At 42.2% G+C, this 22,794-nt stretch carries 22 protein-coding genes; 4 read left to right on the forward strand and 18 right to left on the reverse strand.

What is annotated here, in order from left to right; all coding sequences use genetic code 11:
- Positions 1 to 9: 9 nt before the first annotated feature.
- From NSS82_RS21795 to NSS82_RS21825, 7 genes are all read right to left on the reverse strand, one after another.
- Positions 10 to 840 (reverse strand): ABC transporter permease, encoded by an 831-nt coding sequence (locus NSS82_RS21795; protein WP_370511310.1) that lies wholly within the window; start codon positions 838 to 840, stop codon positions 10 to 12.
- Positions 841 to 987: 147 nt separating this feature from the next.
- Positions 988 to 1,911 carry an ABC transporter permease subunit gene (locus NSS82_RS21800; protein WP_036689023.1) on the reverse strand — a complete coding sequence of 308 codons (924 nt, stop codon included), beginning with the start codon at positions 1,909 to 1,911 and terminating at the stop codon, positions 988 to 990.
- A gap of 112 nt (positions 1,912 to 2,023) precedes the next feature.
- Complete coding sequence (locus NSS82_RS21805; protein ID WP_076105235.1) at positions 2,024 to 3,628, reverse strand: glutathione ABC transporter substrate-binding protein; 1,605 nt, start codon at positions 3,626 to 3,628, stop codon at positions 2,024 to 2,026.
- Positions 3,629 to 3,717: 89 nt separating this feature from the next.
- Positions 3,718 to 4,722 (reverse strand): asparaginase, encoded by a 1,005-nt coding sequence (locus NSS82_RS21810; protein WP_076105234.1) that lies wholly within the window; start codon positions 4,720 to 4,722, stop codon positions 3,718 to 3,720.
- A gap of 28 nt (positions 4,723 to 4,750) precedes the next feature.
- Positions 4,751 to 5,908 (reverse strand): ROK family transcriptional regulator, encoded by a 1,158-nt coding sequence (locus tag NSS82_RS21815; RefSeq protein ID WP_036689029.1) that lies wholly within the window; start codon positions 5,906 to 5,908, stop codon positions 4,751 to 4,753.
- A gap of 530 nt (positions 5,909 to 6,438) precedes the next feature.
- Entirely contained in the window at positions 6,439 to 7,122 is a 684-nt protein-coding gene (locus NSS82_RS21820) for an MgtC/SapB family protein (RefSeq protein WP_244886359.1), read from the reverse strand.
- Between the two features lie 125 nt (positions 7,123 to 7,247).
- On the reverse strand, positions 7,248 to 7,802 hold the full coding sequence (locus NSS82_RS21825; RefSeq protein ID WP_076105233.1) for a GNAT family N-acetyltransferase: 555 nt from the start codon (positions 7,800 to 7,802) through the stop codon (positions 7,248 to 7,250).
- Positions 7,803 to 7,987: 185 nt separating this feature from the next.
- Here NSS82_RS21825 and NSS82_RS21830 point away from each other — a divergent pair, with 185 nt between their 5' ends.
- A complete protein-coding gene (locus NSS82_RS21830) occupies positions 7,988 to 8,383 on the forward strand; it encodes a DUF2871 domain-containing protein (protein WP_036689034.1) in 396 nt (131 codons plus the stop codon).
- A gap of 58 nt (positions 8,384 to 8,441) precedes the next feature.
- On the opposite strand, the gene NSS82_RS21835 is transcribed toward NSS82_RS21830, so the two are convergent.
- Entirely contained in the window at positions 8,442 to 11,135 is a 2,694-nt protein-coding gene (locus tag NSS82_RS21835) for a glycoside hydrolase family 6 protein (protein WP_076273012.1), read from the reverse strand.
- A gap of 410 nt (positions 11,136 to 11,545) precedes the next feature.
- Between NSS82_RS21835 and NSS82_RS21840 the strand changes: the two genes are divergently transcribed.
- Positions 11,546 to 11,974 (forward strand): VOC family protein, encoded by a 429-nt coding sequence (locus NSS82_RS21840; protein WP_036685812.1) that lies wholly within the window; start codon positions 11,546 to 11,548, stop codon positions 11,972 to 11,974.
- A 52-nt stretch (positions 11,975 to 12,026) separates the two neighbouring features.
- Here NSS82_RS21840 and NSS82_RS21845 read toward each other — a convergent pair whose 3' ends face one another.
- From NSS82_RS21845 to NSS82_RS21860, 4 genes are all read right to left on the reverse strand, one after another.
- Positions 12,027 to 14,369 carry an ABC transporter permease gene (locus NSS82_RS21845; protein WP_076105231.1) on the reverse strand — a complete coding sequence of 781 codons (2,343 nt, stop codon included), beginning with the start codon at positions 14,367 to 14,369 and terminating at the stop codon, positions 12,027 to 12,029.
- Positions 14,370 to 14,371: 2 nt separating this feature from the next.
- On the reverse strand, positions 14,372 to 15,169 hold the full coding sequence (locus NSS82_RS21850; protein ID WP_080742713.1) for an ABC transporter ATP-binding protein: 798 nt from the start codon (positions 15,167 to 15,169) through the stop codon (positions 14,372 to 14,374).
- 136 nt (positions 15,170 to 15,305) lie between these two features.
- Positions 15,306 to 16,580 (reverse strand): HAMP domain-containing sensor histidine kinase, encoded by a 1,275-nt coding sequence (locus tag NSS82_RS21855; protein ID WP_076105230.1) that lies wholly within the window; start codon positions 16,578 to 16,580, stop codon positions 15,306 to 15,308.
- A 2-nt stretch (positions 16,581 to 16,582) separates the two neighbouring features.
- A complete protein-coding gene (locus NSS82_RS21860; protein WP_038572354.1) occupies positions 16,583 to 17,266 on the reverse strand; it encodes a response regulator transcription factor in 684 nt (227 codons plus the stop codon).
- A 66-nt stretch (positions 17,267 to 17,332) separates the two neighbouring features.
- Between NSS82_RS21860 and NSS82_RS21865 the strand changes: the two genes are divergently transcribed.
- The gene (locus NSS82_RS21865) at positions 17,333 to 18,604 is read left to right on the forward strand and encodes a serine hydrolase domain-containing protein (RefSeq protein WP_051491413.1); all 1,272 of its coding nucleotides are present in this window, start codon (positions 17,333 to 17,335) and stop codon (positions 18,602 to 18,604) included.
- 40 nt (positions 18,605 to 18,644) lie between these two features.
- On the opposite strand, the gene NSS82_RS21870 is transcribed toward NSS82_RS21865, so the two are convergent.
- Complete coding sequence (locus NSS82_RS21870) at positions 18,645 to 19,004, reverse strand: hypothetical protein (protein ID WP_036685802.1); 360 nt, start codon at positions 19,002 to 19,004, stop codon at positions 18,645 to 18,647.
- 280 nt (positions 19,005 to 19,284) lie between these two features.
- On the opposite strand from NSS82_RS21870, the gene NSS82_RS21875 reads away from it, so the two are divergent.
- Positions 19,285 to 19,494: a hypothetical protein gene (locus tag NSS82_RS21875; RefSeq protein WP_036685800.1), complete on the forward strand. Its 210-nt coding sequence runs from the start codon at positions 19,285 to 19,287 to the stop codon at positions 19,492 to 19,494.
- Here the strand turns inward: NSS82_RS21875 and NSS82_RS21880 are convergent.
- The 5 genes from NSS82_RS21880 to NSS82_RS21900 form a co-directional block, all read right to left on the reverse strand.
- The gene (locus NSS82_RS21880; protein ID WP_036685850.1) at positions 19,491 to 19,940 is read right to left on the reverse strand and encodes a DinB family protein; all 450 of its coding nucleotides are present in this window, start codon (positions 19,938 to 19,940) and stop codon (positions 19,491 to 19,493) included. The genes NSS82_RS21875 and NSS82_RS21880 overlap by 4 nt on opposite strands.
- A 70-nt stretch (positions 19,941 to 20,010) precedes the next feature.
- Positions 20,011 to 21,114 carry an LCP family protein gene (locus tag NSS82_RS21885; RefSeq protein WP_052097155.1) on the reverse strand — a complete coding sequence of 368 codons (1,104 nt, stop codon included), beginning with the start codon at positions 21,112 to 21,114 and terminating at the stop codon, positions 20,011 to 20,013.
- A gap of 8 nt (positions 21,115 to 21,122) precedes the next feature.
- Positions 21,123 to 21,932 carry a GNAT family N-acetyltransferase gene (locus NSS82_RS21890; RefSeq protein ID WP_076105229.1) on the reverse strand — a complete coding sequence of 270 codons (810 nt, stop codon included), beginning with the start codon at positions 21,930 to 21,932 and terminating at the stop codon, positions 21,123 to 21,125.
- 207 nt (positions 21,933 to 22,139) lie between these two features.
- Positions 22,140 to 22,367, reverse strand: coding sequence for a hypothetical protein (locus tag NSS82_RS21895; RefSeq protein ID WP_038572358.1), 228 nt, complete (start codon positions 22,365 to 22,367; stop codon positions 22,140 to 22,142).
- Positions 22,368 to 22,431: 64 nt separating this feature from the next.
- Positions 22,432 to 22,632: a cold-shock protein gene (locus NSS82_RS21900; protein ID WP_036685790.1), complete on the reverse strand. Its 201-nt coding sequence runs from the start codon at positions 22,630 to 22,632 to the stop codon at positions 22,432 to 22,434.
- Positions 22,633 to 22,794 lie beyond the last annotated feature (162 nt).

Consider the following 22,794-nt stretch of genomic DNA (forward strand, 5'->3'; position numbering starts at 1 on the left):
TGTCCCTCCTTAGTTTTTCATTTTGGGATCAAGAGCATCACGCAGTCCGTCCCCGACCAGGTTAAATGCAAGTACAGTTAAAAAGATGGCTATCCCCGGAAAATAAACGATATGTGGAGCAATACTTAAATAATCACGTCCCATACTTAACATTGCGCCCCAATCAGGCTCCGTTGTTTTTGCACCCATTCCGAGAAAGCTTAGTGATGCAGCGGCCAAGATCGCTCCGCCAATCTTCATGGATAGATTAACGATAATGCTGGGCACGGTCTCAGGAAAAATATGACGCCAAATAATCCGGCGATGCTTCGCTCCCATGGAACGAGCAGCTTCCACAAACAATGTTTCTTTCGCAGACAGCGTTACGCTCCGAATAATTCGGGCGAACGATGGAGTACCAAAGACTGCAACCGCGATAACAACATTGGATAGACCCGGACCGAGGATGGCGACGATCCCAATGGCAAGCAGCAAGTCTGGAAATGAAAATAGTACATCACTGCCACGCATAATAATCCGATCTAGCCAACCGCCATAATATCCACTTAACAGACCTAGGATGGTTCCAAGTACGCTTGCGATTAAGACGGAACTGAGACTGACAGCTAAGGTTAAGCGAGTACCATCAATCAAACGGCTTAGAATATCACGGCCATATTCGTCTGTCCCGGCCCAATGTGCAGCAGAAGGACCCGCCATAAGGGCATCGTAGTTTGGTTCATCAGGATTATACGGGGTCAGAAATGGCCCGAAAATTGCAATTAGGAATAGCAATATAATAAAAAATGCGGCCACAAGGGGCATCTTTTGTTTACTGAACTTACGTAAAAAAACACCCATACGGCCTTTTGTTTTCTCCGGGGCCAGTACCTCTCCGGGTAATGGAGATTTTGCTCCCATCACCGCCGAATTGTCACTCATGATATCCCTCCTGATCCTAAATTCACCCTATAAATCTATTGAAATTCTGCTTCTTAGTCGCATTAGCTACTGAGAAAACCTTATTTTCGGATTAAGTACGCCATACAATAAATCTACTAATAGATTGATAAGAATAAATTGTGTAGCAAACAGAAGCAGTAAGGCTTGAATGACTGTATAATCCCGGAACAAAATGGAGTCTACTAGCAGCCTGCCAAGACCCGGAATACTGAATACCGTCTCAACCATTACAGAGCCGCCGAGCAGGAACCCAAACTGAAGTCCAGCTACGGTAACCACCTGAATCAAAGAGTTGCGCAGCGCATGCCTGCCGATAACAACATACTCGCGTAAGCCTTTTGCACGTCCTGTACGGATATAATCCTCCCGAAGGGTCTCCAGCATAGATGACCTAGAATAACGGGCCAACATAGACATAATTCCCATCCCAAGTGTAATGGAAGGAAGAATATAGGACTTCCAGGAATCAACACCACCTGTTGGAAACCAACCAAGCTCTACCGAGAAAATTTGAATGAGTACCAAGCCTAACCAAAATCCAGGAATAGACATCCCTGAAATGGCTGTCAACGTCCCTAAATGATCTGGCCACCGATTGCGATAAACGGCTGAAACCACGCCAATTAGAAGACCAATAATTAGAGCCCAGGCCATACTGAGAAAAGTCAGCCACAACGTTGGCATTACTCTGCTTTCTAGCATGTCGGTAACCGGGATCCCTGAACGGATCGAATTGCCCAGATTCCCACTTAGCAGATCACCCATGTAGTTTATGTATTGCTTCCACAAAGGCAGATTGAGACCCAGCTGCTCCTGAATTCCACGAATCTCTTCAAGTGTGGCATCTTTACCGGCAATAAGTCGGGCTGGATCGCCTGGGATTAAGTGAATAAACAAAAAGACAAGCACCGATACAATGAACAACAGCGGAATAACCCCGAGGAGTCTTTGTAAAGCATATCTACCCAACTCATAAGCCCCCTTCAGTATCGACAAATGATTTAGTGAGGCCGCTTCCCACCATACTACAGAAGCGGCCTCGTTCATTTCTTGGGATATTAAACCTAACGTTTGTTTAGCATTATTTCACTTCTGCATTCAGGACATTAATGGAACCATCCGGGAAGACCTTAACTCCTTCCAGATACGATCTTTTGCCTGAGATGATTTGGTCGACGCCCATGAATGCCCATGGAGCATCTTCCCATATTGTTTTTTGAATATTGCCATAAATGGATTTAGCCGCTTCTGGATCAACAGATTTATTCGCCTCAGCGATCCACTTGTCTACATTTTCATTTTTATAATAAGCTGTATTTGAGCCAGCAGGCGGGAACATTTCACTACTGAACAACCCTCTGGTTGCACCATCTGCATCACCTGAAGACGGAGACCAGCTGACATACCACATTTGAATTTTTGCTTCTTCTGGCGTCTTAGCAGAGTTAATTTGGTCGGACAATGTGCCGCCTTCCATGGATTTCACGTCTACCTTAATCCCTACAAGTGCTAGCTGTTGCTGAATAAATTGCATACCCTTCATAGTTTCGGATTCATTTTCACCCCAAATTTCGGTTTCGAATCCATCAGGATATCCTGCCTCAGCAAGCAATTGTTTAGCTTTTTCAATGTCATAGTCATAACCTGTTTGTGGGGAATAGTATTGTGTTTTGGAAGACATCGTGGAATCAAGCTTAGCGCCAAGACCCGATTTCACAACTTTGATATAAGCTTCTTTATTGATAGCATAGTTAATGGCTTGACGAACCTTCACATCATCAAAAGGTTTTTTCATCGTATTTAACGTTACATAACGAACAATTGTCGAATCGATGGTATCTACAGTAATTCCTTCAAGACCTTCAACCTCAGATACTTGCTCCGTTGGCATTGGATAAATGAAATCTGCCTCGCCGGTTTTTAGCATGGCTATCCGTGAACCATTCTCTGGTACAGGTCTAAAGGTCACACTATCCACTTTTGGCAACCCCGCTTGCCAGTAATCAGGGTTCTTAACGACAACCAAGCGGTCGCCTTGCACCCATTCTTTGAACTTAAATGGTCCCGTTCCTACAGGATTTTTCGAAATATCGGTGCCATTTTCTTCTAAAGTTTTCGGACTAATAATAGGTGCCATAGCTACTTTATTTAAAAATGCGTTGTACGGCTCGCTGAGTGTAATAACCACGGTTTTAGCATCAGGAGTCTCCACTTTCGCTACCTTTGCGAAGCTTTTGCGCAGTCTTAGATTGTTCTTCTCATCTTGAATACGGGCGATGTTTACTTTAACCGCTTCAGCATTAAAGTCAGTACCGTCTTGGAATTTAACATTCTCTTGCAGTGTGAACGTGTAGACCAACCCGTCTTCACTTATGGAATGGCTTGCGGCAAGAACAGGAACTACGTTCATATTCTCATCAAAACCCATCAGACCTTCGTACATCGTTCTGGCAGCGCTGATTGAATGCGTATCGCTTGCGTTATGAGGGTCCAGCGTAATAAAGTTAGAATTGATGGCAATTACAATGTCTTTATCATTCTTTGTAGTTGGGGTGCTAGTTTCAGTTCCACCAGCAGTATTGCCGTTTTGTCCCTCGTTGCTCGCTTTGTTGCCGCACCCTGCAGTCACTACTACTGTAATAAGCAGCAGCATGAACATTGACCATACTTTTCCTTTTGCTTTCATTTTTTACACTCCCCTATTCAAACGATGTATTAGAAAAGCTTCTAGTCCGATTAATCACCAAACTTGAAGATTATTCTTGACCTTATGCTCTAGATCTCCCATTGAAATACAGCACGGCGTTCGCCGACCACAGTACCGCCATCATTAACAATCGTGTTAGGCACAAGTGCATATAAGCGATCAATTGTGTCTTGATTGCTGTAACCAATACGTTCTAGAATCGATGCGATAATACATGGCCAGACTTGTTCTGATCCGTCGGATACTTTCAGTGATATACCCATTCGTTCCTTACGGAGTCCGATACCGTATACCCCTTTTGCTCCACCTTTAGCTGTCAGATTGTCATCCTTCAGGAGCTCTGAGCATACAAATTTCGTGTCAGCAATCATAACTGGGTTATCGTTCATAAGTTTTGCAATGGCAGCGGCTGCCTTACGTATATCCGTATCCTCAATCAAATCGGGACACGCTAGCTTTAGATAGGAATAAGCGATTTTATGAAGCGGAAGTGCGAAGATAGGAAGTCCACAGCCATCAATACCTTGCGGGATGGACGCTTTGGGAACTTCAGCGATATAAGCCATCATCTCAAGAATCTCCTGTTGTACAGGATGGTTAGGATCGTAATAAGTGTCTATATCCCAACCCATATATTTGCTAAGGCCCATTAAACCTGCATGTTTGCCTGAGCAGTTATGAAAGATTTTACGAGTTGGCTCATTTGCCCGGTGACGTTCTGCTTTGGCTTCTTCATTCAGCGGGTATGTAGAGCAGCAATGAAGTGACTCTTCTTTTAATCCCATTTTCTGAAAAAGAGCTTCAAGCGCTTCAATATGGAAGGCTTCTCCCCGGTGTGAAGCGGTAAACAGCGAAGTTTCTTTACTTGTCAAACCATATACTTCATCGATCCGGCGTTTCATTACCGGCAAAGCTTGGAATGGCTTAGCAGCAGAGCGAAGATAAGTCATATGCTCCGGATCGCCTGCTTTGTACAAAATGTTGCCCTTCTCATCGACTACACTAACTGCACCATAATGCACATTCTCCAGCAGGCCAGCACGATATTCTTCTACCAATGTTGTAAATCCCATCTGTACAACCTCCCCAGCAGTAGTTAATTTAATCTAAGGCAAAAAATCGATTCTGTGATAAAAGTCCCGATCCGATAATTACACCCTTCTCATTCAGCAACGAGCGATGAATCGTAAAGGAACCACGAAGCGGCTCCCATGTAAAGCGCGAGAGGTACAGCTGCTCAACTTCTTCGTATATATCCGGGAATTTGTCCACGAGTTCTCCACTTAAAATCACGCTGTCGGGGTTATACATGCATACGACATTATTAATGGTGATGGCCATATACATGAGTGCACGGTCGATCAAGTGAATCGCCCATTGTTCTCCTGCATGTTTTGCTGCGAATAACTCCTCAATCGTACGGATCGGGCGAATCCGATTAGCTTCAGATAATAAAGAACTGATATTTATATAGGTCTGTAAACAGCCCGCTTTGCCGCACTCACACATCATTCCGTTAGGATCCACTGTCGTATGCCCAATTTCACCCGCACTGTTCATCACCCCTCGATAAATCTCTCCCTCGAGAATCATCGCAGAACCCACGCCTTGACCGAAACCCAATAATGCCGTACGGCTGGAGCCGACTGCGGCTCCTTTAAGATGTTCAGCAAGAGCCCTTACTTTCAGCTCATTGTCCACAGCGATTTCAAAACCTGTCAGCTCTTTCAAGCGTTTGGCTAACGGCACATTTTTCCATCCAAGCTGAACAGAGAAGACAACAATTCCTTCTTCGTTATTCACAATGCCGGGAAGTCCAACGCCAATACCCACGATACGTGTTCTGTCAATCACATGCTGCTGGAACAATTGATCGATGGCATCCTTAATTCGTTCCAGCGTTCGATCTGGACTTTCGTCTGGTGTACGGGGAAATTGACTACTGCAGATAAGCTGTCCTTGTAAGTCCACAATTCCAATAGACATAAGACTGCGATCCAGTTCAACGCCAACCGATAATACAGAAGTGTCAATCATACCTATTAACGTTGATTTCCGACCTAATCCTGATGATACTTGCTCAGAGTCGAGTAAATATCCTTCCTCCGTCAACTCTCCGACGATTCGACTTACAGTCGTAGGGCTCATACCAGTCTGTTTAGCAATAGAAGCGCGAGAAATCGGTTGTTGATTTTTTATAATTTCGAAAACCGTTAAACGATTTTGTCGCTTCATGAAATCCTGATCGTGCTTTTTCACGGGCATTCTCCTAATTATTTTCTCCAGTGCATTAATTGGATTAATAAACCACAAAAACAAGAAAATATTTGCAAATAAAGCGCTGATAATGTATTGTTTGATTTAAATTTTAATTTAGTTTCTCCAGTGATGGGATTAATAATAAAGGGTCATGGTTTATGTGTCAATATAAATGACATATTTTTTATTTAAAAATAAATGTAAGCGGTTAACGAAAGATAACCGACACAAAAACCATTAAATATATAACACAGACATAACACACATACCCATGAATTAGCATTTAATTTGAATCTTGAACCTATTAATTGGGATAGAAAGACTGAAAGAAGTATTTTGCTTGGATGAATGTGAGGGGGTTGAATGAAAGATTGATAATGGGAGCTGGAGCAATCTGTAGATTGAAAATATACAGAACGATGTGTGAATCGAAAATACAATGGAGGTAACACTCGCATCAAAAGGAAGCTCTCTAAAGGGAGGTAACCTTTGATGCGAAGTGAGTTAGTTACATCGAGGGTGCTAAAAAATCATTGAAACTCAACGGTCTTAACGGCTGCGTCCTCTTGGATCATCGATAACAATTGCACTGGATTAAATGATTCAGGCAATCTTACAACGATTTCTACGTTTAATTCGGATTCTACACTGTTATTTTCAGCATGAAAACTTAGAACAGCGATTTTGTGTTCTTTAAGTAACTCTTGAATTCGGCCCATAGCGCCTTCTGTGTTAGCTAGACTTATAACGAGCTGTTGGGTTTTTGGTGCGGCCAGCCAGCTGTTACGACTGTGTAAGATCTTTTGCCCAAGTAAAATGATTATCGTTGCTCCTACGCCAAGAATATAAAGACCAGACCCTATAGCCATGCCCACTCCGGCTGTTGCCCAAATCCCTGCAGCAGTAGTGAGCCCTTTGACTGTGTGTCTTTGCATAAAAATCATCCCTGCTCCCAAAAAACCTACTCCGCTTACTACCTGAGCAGCTATCCGAGCGGGATCAAGAGAAAGATTAGGCCAATCCGCTTGGTCCTGAAACCCATATTTGGAGATGACCATCATGAGTGCAGCCCCTAAGGCTACAACAAAATGTGTTCTAACTCCAGCTTCTTTCATCCGGCTTTTGCGTTCATATCCAACTAATACGCCACAAATTCCCGCGCCAATTACACGAAGCAAATACTCAAACTCCATACCTTCACCTTCTTTCATCATGATATGTATGTTGGATTAGTACCACGTAGGATAAATTCGATAATCTATTTATTGTATCACAAACAAAAAACCATAATACGTCCTCTCGCATTATGGTTAACTTGCTTTTATTAATTTTAAACTTCTTAGTTCGTATCGGAAGCTAACAAAGAGCAAATCTCCGCATCTACAAATCTACCTTTTTCAAAAAAAGATTCGCGTAACAACCCCTCATACTTAAAGCCCGCTTTCAAAAGCGACTTCTTGGAGGCAATATTAGCCGGATCATAAAACGCCTCAATTCGATGGAGCTTCATATGCTCAAAGCCATACGCAATAATAGCTGTCAGAACTTCCGTCATCACACCCTGCCGCCAATAAAGTGGAGATAATTCATACCCAATCTCTGCTTTGAAATTTCTGTGCGCCCAGTTATGATATCCGCATGAACCAATCATTATATTATCCTCACGCCTGGCTATTCCCCAGCGAATGCTTTGTTTGCCTTTGAAACGTTCATCCCATCTTTCGATAAGGTTGATCGCTTGCTGTATATCGGTGAAGCTATCCAGATCATAATACTGGGTCACTTCATCTTTTGAAAAATAATCATATATTTCTTTAGCATCATCCAGTGTAATTCTTCTCAAAATAAAGCGGTCAGTTTCGAGCACCGGAAATACTTCAATGTTATCATTCATATTTTCCTTAAGTCTCCTCTCATTTCTCTAGTAGTACAGTTCGTCGTGGAAAGTGAAACTTCCTTTAGGATATAATGTATTTATAAACTAGTGATTTTTTTCACCTTGTAATCATTTGTTCATATTGCGTTCTTAATTGCTTGATACACTTCAATCATAACGATAACTACAAAGGAGATATTCTTATGAAAAAATTGTATTACACGTCTTTTTTCTATGCAATTCTTGGTTTGATAGCCGGAGTGGCCTATCGCGAAATTACTAAAATGAATGATTTCACAGGAGATACTATATTAGTTGCGCTTCACACCCACATTCTAATCTTAGGATTCTTTTTCTTTATTATTGCTATGATCTTAGATAAGTTATTTAATATCCATGAGGCTAAATCTTTTGGTGCATGGTACATTGTCTATAACATTGGTCTTCTAATCACGATTGGTGCAATGGCTACACGTGGAATGCTGCAAATTAACGGCAGTGATATTAGCTTCCTGCCCCATATTGCGGGGCTTGGTCACGCCATTGTTGGGGCTGGAATCATCTGGCTGCTTGTGCTACTCGGTAAACGAATTAAATAATACAGAAAGAGCCGCCAGGATCACTCCAGCGGCTCTTTTAAATATCCCCTGCTTTCCGTTACGGAGCAATCCCCCATACGAGAGCATCACTTTGATAAAGCGTCACTTTATCCCAGTTAGTATAAGCAGTTTTAGTAGCATCAAAGGAGTAGTCATTGGCTTCGTTAAAATTAGTCCAATCGGATTTATATATTCTGAGCTGAATATCTCCGGACTGGCCTCCAGCTGGAATGGAACCAGCTGCAGAAGTAAACGAAAGCTCAACGTAAGTGTCTGCATTCGTGCCTGTGTAGTCTGCAAAGGCGACTTGAATATTACTGTTGCCAACTTGTGCCCAGTCAATTGCGCTGTTTAACGTCTGATTACTATCTTTAGTGAAATAATAACGGATTTTAAGATCGCTTAAGTTCACTGCGGCTGTGCCGTTATTTTTAATATTAAAATAAGGTTTGATCTGATTGTCTGTCGCATTAGTATCTCCCGCCCGATACTGCAACGTCAGACTAGTTGCTGCCGGAACTTGTGGAACAGCACTCGCTTGTGCCGAATACACACTCTCTCCCGCACTATTGGTTGCGCTTACAACATAGTAATAGGTTGTTCCGTTCGTTAAGCCCGTGTTGATGTAGCTCGTTGCCGTTAGCCCTGTTGCTACAGTGGTGTACGGTCCTCCGCTTGTGGTTGCACTTTTCACAGTGTAACTCGTCGCACCACTGGATGCGCTCCAGCTCATGCTCACTTTCGCATCTCCTGCTGTCGCTACCAAGTTAGTTGGTGCCACTGGAACAGTTGCCACCGCTGCTGGGATCGCACTTGCTTGTCCCGAATTCACACTCTCTCCTACACTATTGGTTGCGCTTACAACATAGTAATAGGTTGTTCCGTTCGTTAGGCCCGTGTTGGTGTAGCTCGTTGCCGTTAGCCCTGTCGCTACAGTAGTGTACGGTCCTCCGCTTGTGGTTGCACTTTTCACAGTGTAACTAGTCGCTCCACTGGATGCGCTCCAGCTCAGGCTTACTTTCGCCTCACCTGCTGTCGCTACCAAATTGGTTGGTGCCGCGGGAACAGTCGCCACTGCTGCTGGAGTCGCACTCGCTTGTGTAGAATCCGCACTCTCTCCCACACTATTGGTTGCGCTTACAACATAGTAATAAGTTGTTCCGTTCGTTAAGGCGGTGTTGGAGTAGCTCGTAGCTGTTAATCCTGTCGCTACTGTGGTATACGGCCCTCCGCTTGTGGTCGCTCGTTTTACCGTGTAACTAGTCGCACCACTGGATTCGCTCCAGCTCAGGCTTACCTTTGCATCTCCCGCTGTCGCTACCAAGTTAGTGGGTGCCGCTGGAACTACAGTGCCCCCTCCGTTGCTCAGAGGAATTACAGGGTAAGCATTCTGTACCAGCTGAACAAATTGATCATGGAACCAGTGACCTGATACAGGCGCATTAGGTAATGCACCGGTCAGTGTGCCGCTTGAGCTGGTATAAGTCGGATCACACATTCTGTCAAAGCCCTTGCCTTCATTATTTGGAATGGCACTGCTGGAACCATCAGATTCTCCCGGAGGTTTCACCCAGACAAATGCGTCCAAATGTGAGGCTGCATAACCTGCAGGGGCTGCTTGTGGAACTTCTCCAATTCCAGCGCCGCTGGCATTACACCAATTGCCGCGATGGAGACGTTTATCAATCCGACCGGAATCTGCATAAGCGTTAACGGTTGTTCCGCTTGCACTAGTCGGACGATTAGGTCCACCCCACCCGTTACGGGAGGTATCAATAAGGAAGCCGATCGTGGAAGGCCAACCTTTTGCTACAAAACCTGAATACAAAGCTGCTGTGAAATCGGCTTCATCAAAATACGGATTCCATTCATAATAACTTGCGGAGCGAAGCTGCTGGCTGCCTATCGTAAGATTCGGATCTGGAAGATTAGGTTCTACTAGTGGAGTGGTATTGGCTGTATTCGTAATAAATCCATCGACACTAGCAAGTCCAGCTGTAGTGCCTGACACAACCGAAGTAAAGAGGTCGATAGCGGGGCCACGGTTAGTATCCCATCCGAGCCAGCCGGAGTGACCAATATCCATGTAAGTATATACATTCGGAATGGCATGGAGAGCATTTAAAGTGTAACGCGTAGCATCACGGTAAATATTCGTGGAGTTAGCTTGAGCACACTGTGGTGTGCTGAGATTGGTGACTAGATTCGGAAGCGAGTCCGGCTCTACGATAGTCACTATACGAATGTCACTATATTTGGGCTTTGCAAAAATACTGGCGATTACGTCAACATAATCTGACTTATAGGTTGTAAGACCCGCAGCTGTCAGTGGCAGCTCGCCATTGGAGGCAAGAGCGTGGCAATCCCGACCAGGCATGTCATAAATTACGAACGTGGCTGTAATCGGCGTATTGGGTTGCTTTTGCGCGAGTACGGCATCTAAAGTCTGTTCCAGACTTTTTCTACCTCCATTGTCCTCTCCGCCATAAATTGCAGCAATTCGATCCAGCCATACGGCTGTCGGATATTTTTTTATGGTCTCCATCTTGGAAACTAAAGTACTATCGGTAACCTGAGCAATAGAGGTATCAATCAGTGCGGCATAATCAGGATTCACATATGCTGTAGCTCCTACAAACGGATTGTCAACATGTGCCTCACTGGCATACGTGGTAGAAGGAGCATATCCGGTGATAACTAAAGCCATGATCGTAAGCAATAACAACATTTGCTTCCTTAGTGCTTTTGTCATTTATTATTCTCCTTTCGACAATTAAATAAATTCGCAAATAATTTATTAATAGCCACGCGATGCTACAATTGCAGTATTCACTCCTTTAAAGAATTGTCACCTCCTCTATGCCTTACCCGCACTCACCATCACCTCCTCTCAGTGGTAAAGATCAAACACGAGCCCAAATAAACCCCAACTATTTAACATAAATATAATTTTATTTAATTTATAGAAAATTATCCCTTTTCTTGAATACTACCATATCCTATTTTTAATTAGAAGATAGTAGATGAAATAAAAGTTTAATAATGAGACTAAAAGTATATTTGTTTATAAACTGGTAAATGATACAATGTGGATGTGATAAGGTATTTTGAATTTTAAGAACTTTTGATGTGCCGCTAACAAACCTTTAAGGAGTGAAAAAAATGTCTATCGATGTTTATCTTAATTTCAACGGGAATTGTCGTGACGCAGCAGAGTTTTACGCAGAGGTGTTTGGCACTGAACGTCCACAAATCATGACCTTTGGTGAAACACCACCCGATCCCAATTTCACTCTTCCTGAGGAAGCTAAAGATTTGGTTATGCATACCCGCTTGAATATCGAAGGCAGTAATGTAATGTTTTCTGATGTTTTTCCAGGCATGCCTTTTATCGAAGGAAACAATATTAGTCTTTCCGTAGTTAGTAAGGATTTAGATAACATAAAGAAATATTTCAATAAACTTCAAGAGGGCGGTAAAGTAGTTATGGAACTGCAAGAAACCTTCTGGAGCTCTTGTTATGGTAGTCTAAAAGATAAATTCGGCATCGATTGGCAATTCAATTATGATGATGGACGAATGAATATGTAAAAAAAACAACGAGTATGGAGTAACCTCCTGCTCGTTGTTTTTTGTCTTTTGCTTAGTCCATAATCAAATCGTACACACTAACCTTCCGAATTCGCCGGGCAACAAGCATAGACACCGCATAAGCGACTACTAGAATGGCTGCACACAATAGCAATACTTGTGGCAAACTAACCGCCAGTTGGACGTTATAAATCCCTAAACTCGAGAGCAATAGTACAAACGCAGAGTCCGAGAAAAAATAACCGCCTATACTCCCCAAAGCTACTCCCACCACAATCACCGGAAACAGACTAAAGGTAATCTGCGTCATCAGATTAAAAGTGGTATAACCCATTCCTTTAAGAATGCCGAACTCACGCTTCCGCTTCAGAATCAAAGTCTTAATCACTAAATATAAAATCAGACTGACTACTATAATCGTCACCACAGTGATGACTGCTGTCATAGAAGATACTGCGGCAGTGAATGTACTGAGCGTACTATCAACCGTTTCTCGAATGTTAGTAATGTTCCATTTTCCGGGGAAACGTGCTTCCAGATCCTTCACAAAAGCTTGCGCATCTCCCCCCTCTTTCAGATACACATTGATGGACAGAGGGGTGTACTCCGGTTGAAGTCTTCTCATTCCATCACCGGTCATACTCGCCACCATTCCAAGTTGGCTAATCTGCTGGCTTAAGCCAGTGACCAAATAATTCTCCGTCACACCATTAAAAGTGATAGGTACCTCGTCCCCTATTTCTGTATTTTTCAACTTTGCAATAACACCGGAAATCACAATTTCATTATCATAAATAGGCTCTCGCCCTTTGTATATGGTTTGTGTCTCCAGCTTGCTATAATCGTCAGATACCCGGAGCATAAAGCTGGTATTTTTAATCGAAGCGACCATGCTATCCAATACAGTCAACTTTTCAACCCCTGGCATGGCTTCTAATTCTGTAAACTTCCCCTGCTGTAGGTCACCGTTTTTCGGCAACAACAAAAAGTCGCTGCGTTCTATACCTACCAGTTTTATAACTGCTGAGGTGTCTCCCTTAAAGTTGAAATTCAATATAGAGCAAAAAATACTAGAAAAGGTTAATCCGGCAACGATCAATACGATCATCATATTCTGCTTCATTTGCCTTACTAAAGCTTTAAGGCTTAAGCTGAATTGCAGATTCATTCGGGATGTTTCGAGTGGAATTGGGTTCCTCTTAAAATTGTGAGTGAGGATTCCGCTCTGCAGAGCTGTAATTGGAGTAATGTTCCGAATTCGCCGGCTCGACAGATAGGTAACAAGTAGCACTAGTCCAGAGACAATAACCAAACTAAGTACTGCACTGACCCCTTCAAAGGATATTGGCCACAGAAGTCCGATTGAAGACGAAATCATATTCCCTACCAACGGCATAACCAGCCCAGATAACCCACCTCCCGGTATAGCTGCGATGATTGACACTGAGGTGAACTGTAGCAGAAGCGCGTTTTTAATCTGCCATGAAGTATAACCGTTGGCTTTTAAAATACCGATATTCGTCAAATTGTCTTCAATATGTCCCAATATTTGAAACCTGATGACAATAAGCGAGATTAGAACCATAATCAGGGCAAATACGATCAGAATGGCCGCTAAAAGATTAACAAAAACACGGTTCCCTTGGAGACCAACCTCTGCCCGCATGACTTGAAATTGATCCGTATTTCCTGAGGCAAAAATCCGCTCACTTAGCATTTGTTCCAGCTTTACATCCTTTGAAGGATCGGTTAAATCTGCTGATAGAAAGCTGTACTGAGCTTCTGTTTCAAGACGTTTCTCCAACTGCTTATAACCTTCATCATTCAAAAATACTTTTAAAGCTCCATTAGTTAACGTCCCTAGCAACGGCTCCTCAATAAAGCCACCTATGGTATAAGAGAATGGCTTATTATCGTATACAAAAGAAAAGGTATCGCCAAGGTTATACCCCGATCCAACATGGAACAAATAAGGCAAATAGATCATATCCGCATCCTTAGATCCTAGCGGAGTCGTTGTCTTGAATAGTCCCTTGGTCCGCGGTGTATCCATGTTAAGAATTATAAAAGCTACCGTAGTGTCCGTTTGTCCGTACTTCATTTTAGCGTCTGCTAACAGAATTGCTGCTTCATTCTCCCAGGTTTCTGTATATGAATAACTATCCACAAGCTCCTCATACTCTTCTAGATGATCATCTTTTGGGAAAAATGCACTTATTTCTGGAGTCCTTAATTCAGTCATTTTTTCTTGCTGAAAAGAATTTAGCTTTAAACTGACCGTAAGGCCAATGTTCAGCAGCAGCACAGCTATCATGATCAAAATGAAGAGTGTAAGCGTGGCGCTTTTTCTTTTACGAATATTTGACCAAGCTAGTTTTCCTATTAGGCTGCTCATCCCTACCACCCCAATTCGGTTAGAAAGGACTGTACTTGCTGCTGCCGTTCAGGTCCGTTATCTTCGCTATAAGGGGTAAGACGCAAATCACCAACGATGACTCCGTCCCGCAGATACAATATCCGATTACCACGCAACGCGGTTTTAAGATCATGTGTAACCATAATTATGCTTTGCCCTTGCCTATTCACCTCAGTGAGGACGCGCAATACACCTATTCCTGCTGAACTGTTTAACGCACCTGTCGGCTCATCAGCGAAAACCGCTTTTGGACTGTTGATCAATGCCCGGATAATACCCGCCCGCTGAGCTTCGCCACCTGAGATTTGCGCCGGAAACTTGCCCCAGACAGAGTCATCCAGACCTACATCTGAGAGTAGCTTTTTGGCTTTTTTCACAGCCCCTGCTCTATCCTTTTGTACAAGAAAAGCACTAGATAATACATTGTCGAGGACACTCATCGTATCCAGCAGATGAATCTGCTGAAACACGAACCCACAATTCTTCCGCCGGAATATCGCAAGCTGATCATTACTCATGGCTGTGATATCCTGACCTTCAAATAGAACCTCTCCAAGCGTTGGCTTATCCATACCCGAAATGGCATACAGCAGTGTTGATTTACCAGAACCAGAGCTGCCCATGATAATCGTGAAATCACCATGATATAAGGTCAGATCCAGATTTTTCAAAACATGCTGCTGAGTTCCTCCATGGGAGAAGGTTTTTCCAAGCTTATTAGTCTGCATCAGCACTTTATTATTCACTTCGCTCATGTTGAACACTCCATTTACATTCATGCTCATTAATTGCGCTAAAAGAAAATCATTGCTCTACGCGAAATATAATGGCTGCAATCACAAGCTCATTCGTAATTGCAACCTTATCGTACGTTAAATGTTCTTAACATGTCTTTGTGCAATCCTTAGCTAATTCTTAATTCTGTCCTGCTAAAGGAATTAGCAGTTTGACTGTAAATCCATCCTCCCGATTGGAGCACACAATGTCGCCTTGCATTTTTTGCATCATATAACGGGAAATGTACAGGCCTAGACCCGCACCATTCTGGCTCACGGCCAGACTGCCCCGAAAAAATTTATTAAATACTAAAGGCAGCTCCTCCTCAGGAACTCCGGGGCCATAATCCAGAATATCTACCTCCAGATAATGATCCGTAATCTCGAACTTAATATCAATAGGTGTGTCTATGTAGGCATATTTGTAGGAATTATTCACAACATTATCAATCACCTGCTGCAGCCGCAAGGAGTCCACCGTAATGATACAGTCAGGCACTGCTGCTGCTAAAATCCGTTCATAGAAATTTACATTATTTATAATTTGGATCAGCAGGTGGCTTTGCTCCTCCGTTAAGCTGACTTTAAGTTCATTTAGTTCCTCTAAGGTCGAATGGAACATATCGGTCACCAGACGATCAATCTGATCCGCTTTGGAATACAAAGTGTTAAGCTGTCTGCTGGTCTTCTCATCCCTTGCGCTTAATAACATCAGTTCCGTGATCGCCTTTAACGAAGCAACTGGTGTTTTAATATCATGACTGAGACTAGCAACCAGTTCTTTTTTACTTTTATTCGCCAAATATTCGCTGTGTCTAGCCGCTGCAAGCTCTTCCCGCATCATATCAAAGCTTTCGGTAAAAGCACCAAACAGATGATTACGATCCATCTCCAGCGGAACTTCCAGATCACCTCTCGCGATATGCTTCGCGAATAGCTGCATTTTGCGAAATGGACGGAGAACCGATCGATTCAGGAACCAAATATAGAGAATGCCTAAAACCGTAAGCAGTAGCAGCATCACAATAGAAACTTGTATAAATTGTTTTTTCATATGTATAAAAATCGCACGGTAATCATTATTAATAATCACCTTACCCACCATCTTATCCTGAACAAAAACGTCCACTAGAGTATCCCGATTGTTGATGGCTTCGTTAACGGTAACGGAAATCGCATTTCCCGTCTGATATTTAAGTACTCCCGCGGTATCGATAATGGCAAATTCATAAGGACCTTCCTTGTACAGCTTCGGATCAAGCCTGTCCCAGTTCTGTTCCGTGAGCTTCACAATGGTATTGATAGCCACTCTATCTGTTCCTGTCTCCTCCTGCAAATTAAGAATTAGGAATGTGAGCGTTAAACTTGCGGCAAATATAGTAAGTAGAAGAGCCAACAGCAGTTTTTTAGTCATAACTATTTGTCCTCAAAAGCATAACCGATGCCCCATACTGTACGGATGTACTGAGGATCATTAGGATTCTGCTCAATCTTCTCGCGTAGATGGCGAATATGTACATTTAAGGTGCCATCCCCCGCAAAAACATCTCCCCATACCTCTGTAAATAACTCCTCTTTGGGGATTACCCTATTTTTATGCTGAATCAAATAGCTGAGCAGTTTATATTCCATCGTTTTCAGCTTGAGAGCTACGCCATTAAGGCTTGCCCTCCTAAGTTCAGGGTCTATCTGGATAGAGCCGGCTTGAAGGACCGCTGCCTCAGCTATAACTTCGTTATTGTGGCGTTTAAGCACTGCCTTCACTTTTGCGAGCAGCACTCTCAGGGTATACGGCTTATGAATATAGTCATCTCCTCCGATATCAAGAGCAATCAATACATCATCTTCACTGGAGCGGGCACTAATAAACAAGATAGGAATCCCCATCGTCTGACGCAGCTCTTTGCATAACTGGAAGCCGGATTCACCGCCTAAATTAATATCAAGCAGTAACATTGAGACTTGATGCTCACGCAAAAAGCTCCGGCAGGCAGCAGCGCTTGTAACAAACGCGGTTTGAACATCAAACAAATTAAAATATTCGCAGGTGCTCTCCGCAAGTTCAGTTTCATCATCAATAATTAAACAATCATATCTCATGCATTTCTCTCCGCTTCAACAGAATTTAGTATTATGTTAGAATATGCCTTTAAGGAGGGGTTACCTGTGGATAAACAATCCCAGCGTCTGGAGCAATATTTAGAAAAATACGAACAAAGCTGGCCACTGAGCGGCACAGTCTTAATAGCTCAGCATGGAGAAATCAAGCTACAAAAAGCATACGGATATGCGAATCTTGAACATCAGGTTCCGAACACTATAGATACCAAATTCCGGATCTGGTCATTAACCAAGTCATTCACTGGCATGGCAATTCTGATGCTAAAAGAACAAAAACGTCTGCGACTGGAAGATCCGATCCTTAAGTATCTTCCTGAACAGCATGCATTCGAGGGGATTACCGTCCTTCATCTGCTGGGACATACCTCGGGTATAGCCAACTACACTTCTCTACCCGAATACAATCAAAAATTAAATAAGCTGAAGCTGACTCCACTGGAGATGTTACAGCTATTTGTGAGTCAACCGCCTGCATTTATGCCTGGCACATCGTTTTCCTATAATAATTCAGGTTATTATTTATTAGGAATGATTATTGAGAAGATTACAGGCATGACATTTGAAGATTATATCACTACTTTTATATTACAGCCTCTTGGCATGGTAAATACAGGAGTTTATAACAATCAGCAAATCATTTCAAAATTAGCCTCACCTTATCATTCCTCATGGGGTGAGTATACTCAGGGTGAATACATAAATATGAGCTCTATCCTATCAGCGGGTGCTATGTATTCGACGGCTGCTGATCTTTTCCTGTGGGATCAAGCGTTATACTCCGATCAATTAGTATCCCACGATACTTTGGAGATGGCTTTTCATTCAAGTAATCTCAAATATCGTTTTGGTTGGTTTTTGGACGAACGTTATGATCGCAAAAGAATGTATCACGGCGGCGCTTATCGCGGCTTCCGAAGTGAAATGCACAGATATCCAGAAGAGCAGACGACCGTCATCATGTTGACCAATTATGATTGTGTCCCCATTACCAAGTTAACGGAATCTCTATCTGGATTAGTATTCGGTGAGCCTGCCGAGATGCCGATATTCCCGCAAGCCTTCCCACTTGATGATAGCATGTATGCTGAATATATGGGGACCTATGAGGGATTTGGCTGCAAAGCGAGCGTAGAGCGTAGGGGCCAGGACTATTATTTTGTCTGGAATGATGAAGAGGTTACACCGTTCTATCCTATCTCAGAAACAAGATTCCATCATACCAAGCATGACAGTGAATTTGAATTTAAACGGAATGAACAGGGTGAGCTTTCATTTCTGGGGATGAAAAAAAACAAACGAGTGCCGCATAAGCCATGAAATGGCTGCTGGGGCACCCGCCTTTTTTTTCAGCTAAAGCCTAAGCCTTGGCCAAAATAATAAATTGTGTGAGCATCACGATTACCGCTGAAGACACCCCCAGCGAATTAATGATTGTTAAAGCATTTGGATAACTTTCTTTCCGAAACTGTGAGAACAAAGATACCGTCCATAACACGCTGAAAAATAACGACGACAACCCAGATACAGCTTCACTATCAATTCGTCTGCTCCGGAGAAACAATCCGGCAAGGGTGGCGACAGTATAAACAATATATATTACTAGCTCTATCGATGTGATAACGATCGCCTCGCCGGCAGAGAACAAACGCATTAACAAGTATTGAAAACCTAAACAGATAAACACAAGCTGGTTAAAAGATAGTCTCTTCACTCTCATAGCTTAGCTCCTTTAGGATATATTTTCACAAAAAGATAACGCTTACATTGTACTAGTGATTGAATATATCTTCTGTGACTTTCCATACCCTGCCAAATATTAGTCAGATAATATCCTCACATACAAAAAAGGAAGTACACTTTGCGAAAAAGATCCGCAAGGCATACTTCCTTTTTTTACGATTCGATTGTAGATTTAGACGGAATGGGACATCTTAGTTCCAAAATAGAATGAACAGTGGATTTATAAGATGTTTTCTTAAAATTAGGAGGTCATTGCTGTGAGAAACAAACAATCTATTGTCTTCGTGACCATTCCATTATCCGAGATCAAGAAGTTCATCCTTATTGATATTGTTGCTGGATGGGTCTTTTATTTTGCTATAAAATTTCCCTTCCATTCCTTAATTGCCGCCTCTGCCGGAAGCATGTTTGGTCCTATCCTCATACGCCAATCCATGAAGTTAGTTCAAAATCGCGCCAAGGTTTAAGGTTTCAAGAACTGCTCAATCTGTTTTTTATGATGCTTATCATGTGGGATAAAACTTCTCAAATACTTGCGAACGCTGAATTTTTTGCGATCTCCGTCCTTATATTCCTGATTGAATTCATCTTCCGTTAACCCTGCAGCTGCATCTATGATTTTAGTTCTATAACGAACAAATTGTTCAATTAATGTTTGTTCAGATAATAATTTAGCATATTCTACAGCGTTAGCATTAAACTCGTTAAAATCCAAATGCTTAGTTGTGATCGGTTCCCGGAGAATTATTTTCTTAATCGCACCTTCATAAAAATATTTATCCCATAACATGAGATGACAGATGATATCCTTTACAGTCCATTTACCAGCTGCAATAGGCTGATTCCAATGTTTGTCTGATACTTCCCCTAAAGATTCTACGAACGGGATGAGGGACTTAAATTCGAGTAACATTTGCTCATTTGTTTTTGCAGCCAGAGAGATCAACCTCCACATGAAAAATAAAATAATTCAGTCACAACATCTATGCTGCGTCATCCGCAGAAGCTGCGGCCAGATCCATATCGGTAGAGTCAGGATTCAGCCAAATCTCAATCAACTCATGGGTACGCTTCACATCATTTTCGTCAAGCATATAATACCATTGATCCTTCCGTCTGCCTTCACCCTGCAACATATGGCTTGTGATCTCAGGAGTACCCCCCTCGAGAATTACTCTTTTCGCCAAATCAAGAATAAAGTCTGACTTCATATTGGTTTGGAAATTACTGCCTGCTATTTCGATGATTTTCTGTATATTAAGGATATTATCTACTCTCTTCATCCGTTCAAGCGCAGATTTCAAAAAGATCCGCTGCCGCTCCGTTCGTTTAAAATCAGAATCCTCACGGTATCTTACATACATTAATGCTTCAGCGCCAGAATAAATCGGTTTGTTCGGTTCAATTCTTAATTTCTCATGATCCGGGCTCTTGTTCTCAATCACCTTGGTAATCGGAAGTTCAACACCCCCTAGAGCATCTGTAACGCCCACAAGACCGTTGAAATTAATAGTAGCGTAATATTCGATAGGCGCGTTTAATAAATTTTTAACGGTGTCTACACTCATCTGAGGACCGCCATAGGAATGTGCTGCATTAATCTTGGTTTCTTTCCTAGCTCCTTTAACATTTTCCGCTCCGATAATTTCTGCATAGGAATCACGAGGGATCGACACGAACAATACTTTATGATCAACTGGCCGAATCACAGTATATATAATCGAATCAGAAAGCCCGTTCTCTTTTCCCCGCTGATCAGTACCCAATAGGAGGATAGAAAATGGACGATCCTTATTATCCGTCGTGGGTTGGAATCCAGGAGCTTCAGCATTTTCATTATTTTTTAAAGGAACGTATGACCCATCAAGCGTGTGTTCAATAGTCGGAGCCACAACATTATTAAATCCGAAAATCAGCAGTTCTTTACGAAAAACATAAGATCCTAGCCCAGCAATAAGTACGATAGCAAGCGTAAATAGCCAGATCTTTTTTTTCTTGCTGGTCTTAGTTTTCTTCTTCACCTTCTTTTTCTCAATTCTACTTAAAGAAAAAGAAGAAGCTGAATGGGTAATCTGTTTATTTTTCATTCGGATCCTTAACCCTTCCTGATGACGGATTCTACCAGCCGATAATAGGGAATCATGTAGGTTGTCTCAAAGCCTAATCTATGCGCTAAGTTGAAAGAACCTTCGTTATCCAGACGACACGCCCACACCGGCTCAAGCTGATGTTCTAGACAGTATTCGATTAAGGCTGAACAGACAGCGCAGGCATAGCCCTTCCCCCGATGTGCTTCTGAGGTTTCTATGCCAATTTCCAGTTGATGCTCATTAACAAAACCCGAAAATGCCGTAGAGGCAATTTCCCCAGCGTCAAGAATATTGAAGCCCAGCCCCTCAGCAAGAAATTGCTCTTCATTCCTCCAAAAATCCTTAGGATTGACACCTCCTGTTGCCGCCATAAACCGTTCTTTGTTCATTCGCACCACTTCAAGGTCTTGGTTAAGATAAGAAGCTTTCTGGTTCAGATATCTCTCGCGGTTAAAGCTGAAGTTGACCCTTGTATTTCTATGGAGCATTTCCTGTTCACTCCAATGAGCGATAACTTCCGGCCAACCTCCCGCTGGATCAGCCTGCAGCAACTCTTGATGATGCCGAATCATATTTTTATTGGTTATGTAATCAAAAAGGTCGCGCTTAAACTCTTCATTATCCGACTCACCAATTAATAAAGACATTCCACAAGGGTGTGCAATGTAAAAAGCACGCGGGTTAACGATATCGTCAACATATAAGCTGCCAGGTATGACTTGCTTCACCACTGACTCAGCGAACATCGTATTTATTTTCACTTTTCCTAAAGGCTCAATAGCTTTGTAATAATCTTTACTCTCTAGTCGTTTCATAATTTTCTCCTTAGATATCACGTAATGTTTTGATAGATAACCACCAGTATGTGAGGATATTTTTTGCTGGATGACACTGTTACCTAAAATATCCCATTATTATAGACGATCTTCGGGTCGATAAGTTTCTATTTATAAGAAATTTGTGAGACAAAAAAAGACCATATCCTATCAAGGATTGGTCTACCCTATTTATTAATGATGATCTTAGGTTTTTTTCACAATCATATCGATCTCGCTCTTCAGTAAAAGATATCTGACGACACTTCTCATGATCGGAACTTTAGTCAACTTATGCTGATCTACATAACTTTTCATTTGATCTTTAGACAGCCCAAGCAAGCTTCCCGCTTCAGATACCGTCAATACTTCCTTGTTACTTGTAGCGTTAAAGGTTTTCTTAACTTTTAAATTCCAGTCTTCAAACACCTGCATTTACATCCGCCACCTTTCTATAAAAAAATCCCCAAACGATACGTTTGGGGATTCATTTTACTACTTACAGTTTTACAACATTCTCAGCTTGTTGACCACGATTGCCTTGAACTACGTTAAATTCTACACGTTGTCCTTCATCCAGGGACTTGAATCCGTCACCAGTAATTGCGCTGAAATGTACGAATACATCTTCTCCACCTTCAACCTCGATAAAACCAAAACCTTTGTCTGCGTTAAACCATTTCACTGTTCCTGTTTGCATAATATAATTACCACCTTATTTTTATTTACATGTTATTCTTATCCTCAAAAAATCTCTTACAAAATCTCTAAAAAAATAAAAATTCACATATGGTACAAGGTTATTAACGTCTAAAGAATAACCCTCTACGCTATGTGAATTCGCCAGGTAAATACTTTCGAT

This window comes from Paenibacillus sp. FSL H7-0735, assembly GCF_038008505.1.
GTDB classification, from domain to species: Bacteria; Bacillota; Bacilli; order Paenibacillales; family Paenibacillaceae; genus Paenibacillus_AQ; species Paenibacillus_AQ odorifer.